Here is a 12,464-nt window from a genome sequence, read left to right as displayed (position 1 = left end):
CACCGGGCTCCGGTACGGGCCGGCCGGGCGTCATCGCCGGGCCGGCCCGCCCGTCGTCGACAGGGCCACGGGTGGCGGTGGCGCCCGTTGTCGGTGGCGGCCGTCACAATGGGGCACGTGAGTACGACCAGCACGACCCCCAGCCTTCCGGTGCCCACGCACGCAGCCCGACTGCGCGAGGCACTGCTCGCCGCCGACTTCACCGCCGACGGTCTGCTCGACCTGCTCGGCGCCCAGGCGTACGCCGCCCTCGCCCGCAGCGAGGTCGTGCCCGCCCTCCGCGCCACCCGCGGGGACGCCCCGCTGGACACCCTCGTCCGGCTGTTCCTGCTCCAGCGGCCCGTGGAGCACAAGCGGGCTGCCGCCGCGCTGCCCCTGGACGAGGCGCTCGCCGACGGCTGGGTGGTGCGGGAGGACGACGCCGTGCTCGCCACGGTCGACGTCCGGCCGTACGGCGGCCCGGACGGCGAGGACTGGTTCATCGTCTCCGACCTGGGCTGCGCCGTCGGCGGCGCCGGCGGCATCGGCACGAAGGACGAGGGCGTCGTCCTCGGTGTCGGCGGGGCCTCCACCACCCTCGCCGGCATCACCGTCCGCACCCCCGTCGCCACCGCCCTCGACCTCGGCACCGGCTCCGGCATCCAGGCGCTGCACGCCGCCCAGCACGCCACCCTGGTCACCGCCACCGACCTCAACCCGCGCGCGCTCGACTTCACCCGGCTCACCCTCGCCCTCTCCGGGGCCCGCGGCGCCGAGCTGCTCCAGGGATCGCTCTTCGAGCCGGTCGACGGGGACACGTACGACCTGATCGTCTCCAACCCGCCGTTCGTGATCTCGCCCGGCGCCGGTCTCACCTACCGCGACGGCGGGATGAGCGGCGACGACCTGTGCCGCACGCTGGTGCAGCAGGCCGGCGACCGGCTCAACGACGGCGGGTACGCGCAGTTCCTCGCCAACTGGCAGCACGTCGAGGGCGAGGAGTGGCAGGACCGGCTGCGCTCCTGGGTGCCGCGCGGATGCGACGCCTGGATCGTGCAGCGCGAGGTCCAGGACGTCACGCAGTACACCGAGCTGTGGCTGCGCGACAGCGGCGACCACCGCGGCGACCAGGCCGAGTACCGCCTCGCGTACGGGCGTTGGCTCGACGAGTTCGAGGCCGCCAAGACCAAGGGCGTCGGCTTCGGCTGGATCACCCTGCGCAAGAACGCGGCCGTCGCCTCCGGCGCCGTCGAGCCGTCGATCGTCGTCGAGGAGTGGCCGCACCCGGTCGAGCAGCCGCTCGGCGACACCGTGCGGGCCCACTTCGAACGCCAGGACTATCTGCGCGGCCACGACGACGCGGCCCTGCTCGCCGGCCACTTCGTCCTCGCGCCCGAGGTCGTGCAGGAGCAGGTCGGCATGCCCGGCGCCGAGGACCCGGAGCACGTGCTGCTCCGGCAGAACCGCGGGATGCGCCGCGCCACCCGCGTCGACCACGTCGCCGCCGGCTTCGCGGGCGTCTGCGACGGCACCCTGAGCGCCGGGCAGATCCTGGACGCCATCGCCCAGCTCACCGGAGAGGACCCGGTCGTGCTGCGGGACCGCACCCCGCAGGCGATCCGCAGCCTGGTGGAGGAGGGCTTCCTGCTGCCCGCCGCGGACGGGCGCACCGCCTGATACGGATCGCTGGACGAGGCCACGCGGCGCGACCCGGATCGCGCTGAGCCCGCTGCGGGACGCCTTCTGCGCCCTGTACCTCCAGCTGAGTTGCCCTGGCGCACCCCCTCCTGGCCGAAACAGGAGTGGGTGGGCCACGCCCGGGGCGGTGTGGGCCGGGGACGACCGGCTGCGGCCGCTGTGGGACCTGTTCGCCGAAGGGCGGTACGACGTCTCCGACTTCCTGCCGCCCCGGCCGACCGGCACTCCCGACGTGTACGAGGAGCTGGACGCGCTGCGGGCCACCGACCCGGGTTTCGCGCGTGTCCGGGTCGCCGTCTGCTACCCGGGCCGGGCCGAAGCGCCCTTCCTGCGGCCCTATCTGACGGATCCGCAGGCTGCCCGCTGGCCGCCTGCGCCGCGCTCGCCGATGCGTAGGCCGCCTGGTGGGAGGAGGCCGTCGCCCCGTACTGGACGGTGATGCGCAGGCTCGTCGAGGACGAAGTCCTGGTCCGCGCCAGGACCTTCGCCGGCCTGCTCCTGGCCGCCACCCTCGCCCTCGTCCGAAAAGCCGCCAGAGAAGTTCCACTTCCGTGCCCGCGCACGGCTGCTCGTGGTCGGCGGGGCAATGTCGTACCGAGCCCTGTCCAACTGGACGGCCCCGTCCATGTTCATCGGAACGCTGCTGGTCGGACCGCTGCTCCAGGTCTTCTTCCCCGTCTTCCTCGGACGGGAACCCGGGGTCGCGGACGACCGTTTCCATCGTGTCGGGAACGCCGTCCTCGCAGCCTCCGCCACCTGCGTGTACGGCGGCACGACGGCCGTCGCCAACGAGCGCCGGTACGGCATGCGCGGCGCCGTCCCGCTCTCGCCGCCGGGCTGCGCTTCCGGGACGTGCTCCTGGTGTCGAACGTGGCGAGCTCGCCGCTGCTGCTCCTCACGGCGCCGCCGTGCCCCGGGACACGCTGCCCGGGCTGGATGTGCGCGGCCGGGGAACCGCTGTCGCTGACCCATGCGGCGGAAGCGGCGCGCCGGCTCGCCGTGGGCGGCGGGCTCGACGGGCGGCTGCTCGGGGCCGAGCTGCTCGTGGCCGCGGGGTACGCGGTGGCGGCGGTGGCGCTGCTCGTGCCCTTCGAACGGGGCAGCCGGCGGCGCCACGCTCGATGTGATGTGACGAAGAGCGCCGCGGGGAGAACCGGGGAGAAAGAGAGGAAGAAGGAGGAAGGGAGGGGAGGGAGGGGAAGGGGAGTACCGGCCATCCTCGTGAAACCGTTCCGGCCCGTGCGCGTCGTTCACCGGGAATTCGCCCTGCTGACGCCGGGAGGTGCCAGCCTCGGCCGTGGGGGCTGAAGAGCCATGGGCGAGTGAACGGGGCAGGGGCATGGAGAGCGGGCCGGCGATCTTCGCGGGGGCGGCGTTCACGCTGTTCGGGGCCGCGCTGCTGCTGTGGACGGGGGTCCGGGTCCGCCAGGGCGAGCCGGTCGCACTCGGCGTGGCGCCCCGCCCCGCCGCCGCGCTCACGACGCTCTTCGGCGCGGCCTTCGTGCTGCTCGGGATCTGGTGCTTCGGCAGGCTGTGACGCGGACCCGCCGGAGGGGCTGTCCGGGAGTCCGGGCGGCAGGATGGGCCGGAGTCGGGTTACCGTTCGAGTGGCCGTTGCGGGCTTTCCCTGTTTGACACGGGGGCGGGTTGTACCGTCACACTCCGCAGCGACGGCAGTGTCACCGTACGTGCCGCTGCCGTGCGTACCAGCGCCGTACGTACGCCGCGACCGCGTAGGTACGCGGTCGGTACGTGCCAGAGAGCGTCGACCGGAGAGAAGAGCGAAGTTGTCCCCGACCAGCGAGACCGCACACGGCGGCCGCCGACTCGTCATCGTCGAGTCGCCTGCCAAGGCGAAGACGATCAAGGGCTACCTCGGCCCCGGCTACGTCGTCGAGGCGAGCGTCGGGCACATCCGCGACCTCCCGAGCGGCGCCGCCGAGGTGCCGGAGAAGTACACGGGCGAGGTGCGCCGGCTCGGCGTCGACGTCGAGCACGACTTCCAGCCCATCTATGTCGTCAACGCCGACAAGAAGGCGCAGGTCAGGAAGCTCAAGGAGCTGCTCGCCGAGTCCGACGAGCTCTTCCTCGCCACCGATGAGGACCGCGAGGGCGAGGCCATCGCGTGGCACCTCCAGGAAGTCCTGAAGCCCAAGGTCCCGGTCCACCGGATGGTCTTCCACGAGATCACCAAGGACGCGATCCAGCAGGCCGTGCGCAATCCGCGCGAGCTGAACAAGCGGATGGTCGACGCCCAGGAAACCCGCCGCATCCTCGACCGGCTCTACGGCTACGAGGTCTCGCCGGTCCTGTGGAAGAAGGTCATGCGCGGCCTGTCCGCGGGCCGCGTCCAGTCCGTCGCCACCCGGCTCGTCGTCGAGCGCGAGCGCGAGCGCATCGCCTTCCGCTCCGCCGAGTACTGGGACCTGACCGGCACCTTCTCCACCGGCCGCGCCGGCGACCCGTCCGACCCGTCCTCGCTGGTCGCGCGGCTCGCGACGGTCGACGGCAAGCGCGTCGCGCAGGGCCGTGACTTCGGTGCCGACGGGCAGCTGAAGACCCAGAACGTGCTCCACGTCGACGAGGCGAACGCCCGCGCGCTCGCCGCCGCGCTCGCCGACACCCGGTTCGCCGTCCGCTCGGTCGAGTCGAAGCCGTACCGCCGCTCCCCGTACGCCCCGTTCCGCACCACCACCCTCCAGCAGGAGGCCAGCCGCAAGCTCGGCTTCGGTGCGAAGGCGACGATGCAGGTGGCGCAGAAGCTGTACGAGAACGGCTTCATCACCTACATGCGTACGGACTCCACGGTGCTGTCCGACACGGCCGTCAGCGCGGCCCGTGCGCAGGTCACGCAGCTGTACGGCGCCGACTACCTGCCGGAGAAGCCGCGCGTCTACGCGGGCAAGGTCAAGAACGCCCAGGAGGCGCACGAGGCGATCCGCCCCTCGGGTGATCGTTTCCGCACCCCGGCGGAGACCGGTCTGACCGGCGACCAGTTCAAGCTGTACGAGCTGATCTGGAAGCGGACCGTCGCCTCCCAGATGAAGGACGCGACCGGCAACTCCGTCACCGTCAAGATCGGCGGCACCGCGGCGGACGGCCGCGACGCCGAGTTCTCGGCCTCCGGCAAGACGATCACCTTCCACGGCTTCATGAAGGCGTACGTCGAGGGCGCCGACGATCCGAACGCCGAGCTCGACGACCGCGAGCGGCGCCTGCCGCAGGTCGCCGAGGGCGACGCGCTCGCCGCCGAGGAGATCACCGCCGACGGCCACGCCACCAAGCCGCCGGCCCGCTACACCGAGGCCAGCCTGGTCAAGGAGCTGGAAGAGCGCGAGATCGGCCGCCCGTCGACCTACGCCTCGATCATCGGCACCATCCTCGACCGCGGCTACGTCTTCAAGAAGGGGACGGCGCTCGTGCCGTCGTTCCTCTCCTTCGCCGTCGTCAACCTCCTGGAGAAGCACTTCGGGCGGCTCGTCGACTACGACTTCACCGCCCGCATGGAGGACGACCTCGACCGCATCGCGCGCGGCGAGGCCCAGGCCGTGCCGTGGCTGAAGCGTTTCTACTTCGGCGAGGGCGGCCCCGAGGGCTCCGGCGCCGCCGATGCCGGCAACGGCGACGGCGACCACCTCGGCGGTCTGAAGGAGCTGGTCACCGACCTCGGCGCCATCGACGCCCGGGAGATCTCGTCCTTCCCCGTCGGCAACGACATCGTGCTGCGCGTCGGCCGCTACGGCCCGTACGTCGAGCGCGGCGAGAAGGAGCAGGAGGGCCACCAGCGCGCCGACGTCCCCGACGACCTGGCGCCCGACGAGCTCACCGTCGCCTACGCGGAGGAGCTGCTCGCCAAGCCGAGCGGCGACTTCGAGCTGGGCGCCGACCCGGTGACCGGCCACCAGATCGTCGCCAAGGACGGCCGCTACGGCCCGTACGTGACCGAGATCCTCCCCGAGGACACCCCGAAGACGGGCAAGAACGCGGTCAAGCCGCGCACCGCCTCGCTCTTCAAGTCGATGGCCCTGGACACCGTCACCCTGGAGGACGCGCTCCGGCTGATGTCGCTGCCGCGTGTCGTCGGCACCGACGCCGACGGCGTCGAGATCACCGCGCAGAACGGCCGCTACGGCCCGTACCTGAAGAAGGGCACGGACTCGCGGTCGCTCACGGAGGAGGAGCAGCTCTTCACGATCACGCTGGAGGAGGCGCTGGCGATCTACGCCCAGCCCAAGCAGCGTGGCCGCGCCGCCGCCAAGCCCCCGCTGAAGGAGCTCGGCACCGACCCCGTCAGCGAGAAGCCCGTGGTCGTCAAGGACGGCCGCTTCGGCCCGTACGTGACCGACGGCGAGACCAACGCCACCCTGCGCACCGGCGACAGCGTGGAGACGATCACGCCCGAGCGCGGCTACGAGCTGCTCGCCGAGAAGCGGGCCAAGGGCCCGGCGAAGAAGGCGGCCAAGAAGGCGCCGGCGAAGAAGACGGCGGCCAAGAAGACGACCGCCAAGAAGACCACGACGGCAGCGGCGAAGAAGACCGCGGCCAAGAAGACGACGACGGCGAAGAAGACCACGACGGCGAAGAAGGCGGCTGCCGCCAAGCCGGAGTGACGTTCCTGACATGACGGGCGGGGGCACGGGCCGTGGGGCCGGTGCCCCCGCCCGTTCGTCCCGCCCGTTTGTTCGGTCGAAGGCCGCGGGGAGCAAGGCCGTCCGGATAGGGTGGACGGATGACGCGAGCAGAGCAGCCATCCACCGACGCCGCACTCGTCGCGGATTCCAGGGAGCGTGCCGTACGGGCCCTCTTGCGCCATCAGCCGCTGCGCAGGCTGTGGAGCGCCCAGCTCGTCGGCGGCACCGGCGACGCCCTCGCCGTCCTCGTCCTGATCCTGCTCGGATTCCAGGCGGCCGTCACCCAGAACATGCTCGGCGGCGGTTACCGCGGTGCCGCGCTCGCCGTCGCCGCCGTCATCGGCGCGCGGCTGCTCGCCGCCGTCCTCTTCGGCGCCGTCCTGCTCGGTCCGCTCACCGCGCTCACCGCGTCCGGCGGCCCCCTCGACCGCCGCTGGACCATGATCGGCGCCGACGCGCTGCGGCTCGCGCTGCTCGTCGTCGCCCCGCTGTGGATCGACTGGACCCCCGGCAAGGCACTGTGGTTCCTGATCGGCACCGTCTTCGTCTGCGGCGCCGCCGAGCGCCTGTGGACCATCGCGAAGGAGGGCGCGGCGCCCGCGCTGCTGCCCGCCCCGCCGATCGAGGGCGCCGCCGTCCGGCCGCTGCCCGACCACCTGGGCGCGCTGCGCACCCTGAGCCTGCGCACCGGCTTCGTGGCGGTGCCCGCCGCCGCGGCCGCGCTGCTGCTCGCGACGCTCGTCGGCAACCTGCTCGGCGCCGGCGTCGACTGGTTCGGCGAGCACCAGGCCGCCCTCGGCTCGTACGTCGCCGCCGGTCTCTTCTCGGCGTCCGTCTCCGTCCTGTGGTTCCTCACGCTGCCCGGCGGCCAGACCCCGCGGCCCCGCTCGCCCCTGGAGGGCCTGCGCCGGCCGGCGTCCGGCGAGCCCGGTGCCGACAAGCGCCCCGAGAAGGGCCGCACGGGCGCGCTCGGACTGCTCGTCCTGGCCTGCGCCACCGTCGCCGGTGCCATCGCCGCCGCCGCGGCCGTCGCCGTCCTGCACGCGTACGACCTGGGCGGCGGGCCCGTCACGTACGCCCTGCTGATCCTCGCGCTGAGCGGCGGCACCGGCGTCGGCATCCGCACCGCCGGATCCGTCCTCACCGTGCTCTCCCGGCGCCGGCTCTTCGCCCTGGCGATCGCCGTCACCGGCATCGCGCTGCTCGCGATGGGCCTCGTGCCGGACACCGCGACCGTGCTGATGATCGCCGCGCTCGCCGGTTACGCCGCCGGGGTCGCCGCCCGCACCGGGCACAGCCTCGTCGACCAGGAGACCGAGGAGGCCCGCCGGGCCCGGGTCACCGAGCACCTCCAGGCCGTCGCCCGCGTCGGCATGGGCGTCGGCGCGCTCGCCGCGCCGCTGCTCGCCGCCGCGATCGGCCCGCACCGGCTCGCCTCCGGCAGCTTCGTCTTCGCCCACGGCGGCGCCGGCTTCACCCTGATGCTGGTCGGCGCGCTGCTGCTGCCCGTCGCCGCGCTCGTCCTCGCCAAGACCGACGACCGGGCGGGCGTGCCGCTCCGCCGCGACCTGCGCGACGCGCTGCGCGGCGCCGACCCGGTCCAGGCGCCCTCGCCGACCGGCTTCTTCATCGCCCTGGAGGGCGGCGACGGTGCCGGCAAGTCGACCCAGGTCGAGGCGCTCGCCGAGTGGATCCGAGCCAAGGGCCACGAGGTCGTCGTCACCCGCGAGCCCGGCGCCACGCCGATCGGCAAGCGGCTCCGCATGATCCTGCTCGACGTCTCCAGCGCCGGCCTGTCCAACCGCGCCGAGGCGCTGCTGTACGCCGCCGACCGCGCCGAGCACGTCGACTCCCTCGTCCGGCCCGCCCTGGAGCGGGGCGCCGTGGTGATCTCCGACCGGTACATCGACTCGTCCGTCGCCTACCAGGGCGCCGGCCGTGACCTGTCCGCCACCGAGATCGGCCGCATCAACCGCTGGGCCACCGGCGGCCTCGTGCCGCACCTGACCGTGCTCCTCGACGTCTCCCCGGAGACCGCGCGCGAGCGCTTCACCGAGGCCCCGGACCGGCTCGAGTCCGAGCCGCCGGAGTTCCACGCGCGCGTACGCGCCGGTTTCCTCGCCCTCGCCGCCGCCGACCCGGGCCGCTACCTGGTCGTCGACGCCGGCCAGGAGCCCGCGGCCGTCACCACCGTCGTCCGCCACCGGCTCGACCGGATGCTGCCGCTCTCCGAGGCCGAGGTGAAGGCCCAGGAGGAGGCCCGCCGCCAGGCCGAGGAGGACGCCAGGCGCAAGGCCGAGGAGGAGGCCGCCCGCAAGGCCGAGGAGGAGCGCCTGGAGCGAGAGCGCCAGGAGCAGCTCGCCAAGCTGCGCGCCGAGGAGGAGGCGCGGCGCAAGGCCGAGGAGGAAGAGGCCCGGCGCATCGAGGCCGAGCGGCAGGCGGAGGAGGCCAGGCGGCGCGCCGAGGAGGCCCGGATCGCCGCCGAGGAGGAGCGCAAGCGGCGCGAGGCCGAGGACAAGGCCCGCCGCGAGGAGCAGGAGCGGCTCCGCAAGGAGGCCGAGGAGGAGGCCCGGCTGCGGGCCGAGGCCGAGGAACGCCGCAGGGAGAAGCAGCGCAAGGCCGAGGAGGCGCTGCTGCGCGCCGAGGAGGCCCGCAAGCTCGCCGAGGCCGCCGCGGCGAAGGCGGCGGAGGAGGCCGCGCGCAAGTCGGCGGAGGAGGCCGCGCGCAAGGCCGCCGAGCACGAGGCCGAGGTGGCGCGCGCCGCCGCGGAGGCCGAGCGCAAGGCCGCCGAGGCGAAGCGCCTGGAGAAGCGTGCGGCGGAGTCGGCGAACGAGATCACGGTGGCGACGCCGGTCGTGCAGCCGGACGCCGGGCCCGCGGACGCTCCCACCGTCTCCCCGAACGAGGTCACCGTCCCCACCCCGATCGTGAAGCTCGGCGACGACGAGACGACCGTGATCCCGCGGATCAAGGACACGAAGAGCGCCCGGGACGCGGACGAGACGGCCGTGCTGCCCCCCGTACGGGCCAAGGACCCCGCCGACCGGGTGCCGCAGGACTTCTTCCGCGAGGACGAGGCCGCCGGGTCGAACGACCGCACGCGCGAGCTGCCGCAGCTCGACGAGGAGGGCCGGCCGCGCCGCCGCTCCGACTGGGCGGAGGAGACGCCGCTGGACGACCTGCCGACGCTCGCGGACGAGCTGCTCGGCGGGTTCGGGGACGAGGACCGGGACCAGGACCGCAGGCGCCGCAAGGGCTGAGTCCGGCTGTCAGTGGATTGCCCCACAATGGAACGCGTACCTGAGGAGGGGCATCGGACATGGCCGTATGGGACGACCTGGTGGGTCAGCCGCGGGTCGAGGAGCAGCTGGCCGCCGCCGCGCGTGACGCCGACGCCCTCGTGACCGCGCACGCCGCCGGCGAGCCCGCCCCGGAGGCGTCGAAGATGACGCACGCCTGGCTGTTCACCGGGCCGCCCGGCGCCGGCCGGGACACGGCGGCCCGGGCGTTCGCGGCGGCGCTGCAGTGCGTGAGCCCCGACCGGGCGCTCGGCGGGGCGCCGGGCTGCGGCTTCTGCGACGGCTGCCACACGGCCCTCGTCGGCACGCACGCGGACGTCGAGGTGGTCCGTACGGACCTGCTCTCCATCGGCGTCAAGGAGACCCGCGACCTGGTGCGGCGGGCCCAGCTGTCGCCCGCCGTCGGCCGCTGGCAGGTCATCGTCCTGGAGGACGCCGACCGGCTCACCGAGGGCGCGGCGAACGTGCTCCTGAAGGCCGTCGAGGAGCCCGCGCCGCGCACCGTGTGGCTGCTGTGCGCGCCGTCCCTGGAGGACGTGCTGCCCACGATCCGCTCCCGCTGCCGGCACCTGACGCTGACCACGCCGTCCGTGGACGCCGTGGCGGACGTGCTGATCCGACGCGACGGCATCGAGCCGGAGCTCGCGCACTCGGCCGCCCGCGCCACCCAGGGCCACATCGACCGCGCCCGGCGGCTGGCGACCGACGAGCGGGCGCGGGCCCGCCGCTCCGTGGTCCTCAAGCTGCCGCTGCGGGTCGGCGACGTCGGCGGCGGCCTCAGGGCCGCCCAGGAGCTGATCGACGCGGCCGCCGAGGACGCCAAGCAGATGGCCGAGGAGGTCGACGTCAAGGAGACCGAGGAGCTGAAGGCGGCGCTCGGCGCGGCCCAGGGCGGCCGGATGCCGCGCGGCACGGCCGGCGCGATGAAGGAGCTGGAGGAGCGCCAGAAGCGGCGCCGCACCCGCACCCAGCGCGACAGCCTCGACCTCGCGCTCACCGACCTGACCGGCTTCTACCGCGATGTGCTCGCCCTGCAGCTGCGCGCCGCGACGCCGCTGGCCAACGAGGACGTGCGCGACTCCCTGGAGCGGATCGCCGGCGACACCACCCCGGAGCGCACGCTGCGCCGCATCGAGGCGATCCTCGGCTGCCGCGAGGCCCTCGACCGGAACGTGGCGCCGCTGCTCGCGGTGGAGGCGATGACGATGGCCCTGCGCGACTGAGCCCTCGCCGTCCACAGGGGCGGGGTTGTCCACAGGGGCGATTGGACACGTTGTGTACCGGTCCCGATACGCTCCGGGAATGGACTCCAGGCGCCTGCTCCGCATCACCGCCACGGCCCTCGCGGTCGGTGGCCTCGTCCTCTCCGGCTGTACGGGCGGGAGCGGCGCCGCCGCGCCCTCGAAGAGTCCGTCCGGCGCGTCCGGCACGGCCGCGCTCCAGAAGTTCTACGCGCAGAAGGTGACCTGGCGGGACTGCGGCGTCGCGAACTTCCAGTGCGGCACCGTCCGCGCCCCGCTGGACTACGCCAGGCCCGGCGGCGAGGAGGTGAAGCTCGCCGTCTCCCGGGTCCGCGCCACCGGCCCCGGCAAGCGGCTCGGCTCCCTCCTGGTGAACCCGGGCGGCCCCGGCGGCTCGGCGGTCGGCTATCTCCAGGGATACGCGGGCATCGGCTACCCGGCCCCGGTCCGGGCGCGGTACGACCTCGTGGGCGTCGACCCGCGGGGCGTGGCCCGCAGCGAGCCGGTCGAGTGCCTGACCGGCAAGCGGATGGACGCGTACACGCAGGTCGACCAGACGCCGGACGACGCGGCCGAGCAGAAGGCGCTGGCGGACGCCTACAAGGAGTTCGCGGCGGCCTGCCGGCAGAAGTCCGCCGCGGTGCTCCCGCACGTGTCCACGGTGGAGGCGGCCCGTGACATGGACATCGTGCGGGCGGTGCTCGGCGACAAGAAGCTGACGTACGTGGGCGCCTCGTACGGCACCTTCCTCGGCGCCACGTACGCCGAGCTGTTCCCCGAGCGGGTGGGGCGGCTCGTCCTCGACGGGGCGATGGACCCGTCGCTGACCGCCGAGGAGCTCAACCGGGACCAGACGGCCGGCTTCGAGACCGCGATCAACGCCTTCGCCGCCGACTGCGTGAAGCAGACCGACTGCCCGCTCGGCACCACCTCCACGGCCGCGGCCCTGGACAGGCTCCGCGCCTTCTTCCGCGAGACCGACGCCAAGCCGGTGCCGACCGGCGAGAGCCGCCCGCTCGGCGAGTCCCTGGCCACCACCGGCGTGATCGCCGCGATGTACGACGAGGCCGCCTGGCCCGAGCTGCGCGAGGCCCTCACCCGGGCCATGGGCGGCGAGGGCTCCGCGCTGCTCGCCCTCGCCGACAGCTACTACGAGCGCGAGGCGGACGGCACCTACGCCAACCTGATGTCCGCCAACGCGGCCGTGAACTGCCTCGACCTCCCGCCCGCCTTCCCCGGTGGCCCGGCGGACGTCGTCAAGGACGTGCCGGCCTTCGAGAAGGCGTCCTCGGTCTTCGGCCGCAACCTCGCCTGGGCCGCGCTCAACTGCACCTACTGGCCGACCCCGGCCACCGGCCACGCCCACCGCATCACCGCGCGGGGCGCCGCCCCCATCGTCGTCGTCGGCACCACCCGCGACCCGGCGACGCCGTACAAGTGGGCCCGGTCCCTCGCCGGCCAGCTCTCCTCCGGCACCCTGCTCACCTACGAGGGCGACGGCCACACCGCGTACGGCCGCGGCAGCGACTGCATCGACACCGCCATCGACACCTACCTCCTCGACGGCACCCCGCCCGCCGACGGAAAGCGCTGCTCATAGCCCCTGAACGGCCCGC

At 74.0% G+C, this 12,464-nt stretch carries 8 protein-coding genes; all 8 read left to right on the top strand.

Annotated features, from left to right (window positions below; translation table 11 throughout):
* Positions 1-108 precede the first annotated feature (108 nt).
* The 8 genes from ACFYU9_RS21245 to ACFYU9_RS21210 all read left to right on the top strand — a co-directional run bounded on the left by ACFYU9_RS21245 (position 109) and on the right by ACFYU9_RS21210 (position 12,448).
* Positions 109-1,656, top strand: a complete 1,548-nt coding sequence (locus tag ACFYU9_RS21245; protein ID WP_389345703.1) for a methyltransferase — start codon at positions 109-111, stop codon at positions 1,654-1,656.
* A 148-nt stretch (positions 1,657-1,804) separates the two neighbouring features.
* Entirely contained in the window at positions 1,805-2,116 is a 312-nt protein-coding gene (locus ACFYU9_RS21240; protein WP_389345702.1) for a hypothetical protein, read from the top strand.
* Between the two features lie 413 nt (positions 2,117-2,529).
* Positions 2,530-2,985 (top strand): hypothetical protein, encoded by a 456-nt coding sequence (locus ACFYU9_RS21235; protein WP_389345701.1) that lies wholly within the window; start codon positions 2,530-2,532, stop codon positions 2,983-2,985.
* 31 nt (positions 2,986-3,016) lie between these two features.
* Positions 3,017-3,214 carry a hypothetical protein gene (locus tag ACFYU9_RS21230; protein WP_389345700.1) on the top strand — a complete coding sequence of 66 codons (198 nt, stop codon included), beginning with the start codon at positions 3,017-3,019 and terminating at the stop codon, positions 3,212-3,214.
* A 250-nt stretch (positions 3,215-3,464) separates the two neighbouring features.
* Positions 3,465-6,287: a type I DNA topoisomerase gene (topA, locus tag ACFYU9_RS21225; RefSeq protein WP_389211276.1), complete on the top strand. Its 2,823-nt coding sequence runs from the start codon at positions 3,465-3,467 to the stop codon at positions 6,285-6,287.
* 119 nt (positions 6,288-6,406) lie between these two features.
* Positions 6,407-9,568 carry a dTMP kinase gene (gene tmk / locus ACFYU9_RS21220; RefSeq protein ID WP_389345699.1) on the top strand — a complete coding sequence of 1,054 codons (3,162 nt, stop codon included), beginning with the start codon at positions 6,407-6,409 and terminating at the stop codon, positions 9,566-9,568.
* 59 nt (positions 9,569-9,627) lie between these two features.
* Positions 9,628-10,830, top strand: a complete 1,203-nt coding sequence (locus tag ACFYU9_RS21215; protein WP_389211279.1) for a DNA polymerase III subunit delta' — start codon at positions 9,628-9,630, stop codon at positions 10,828-10,830.
* Positions 10,831-10,909: 79 nt separating this feature from the next.
* On the top strand, positions 10,910-12,448 hold the full coding sequence (locus ACFYU9_RS21210) for an alpha/beta hydrolase (RefSeq protein WP_389345698.1): 1,539 nt from the start codon (positions 10,910-10,912) through the stop codon (positions 12,446-12,448).
* The last annotated feature ends 16 nt before the right edge of the window (positions 12,449-12,464 follow it).

It is taken from the genome of Streptomyces sp. NPDC004327 (genome assembly GCF_042873935.1).
GTDB lineage: Bacteria > Actinomycetota > Actinomycetes > Streptomycetales > Streptomycetaceae > Streptomyces.
This window is presented reverse-complemented; position numbering and strand designations above follow the sequence as displayed.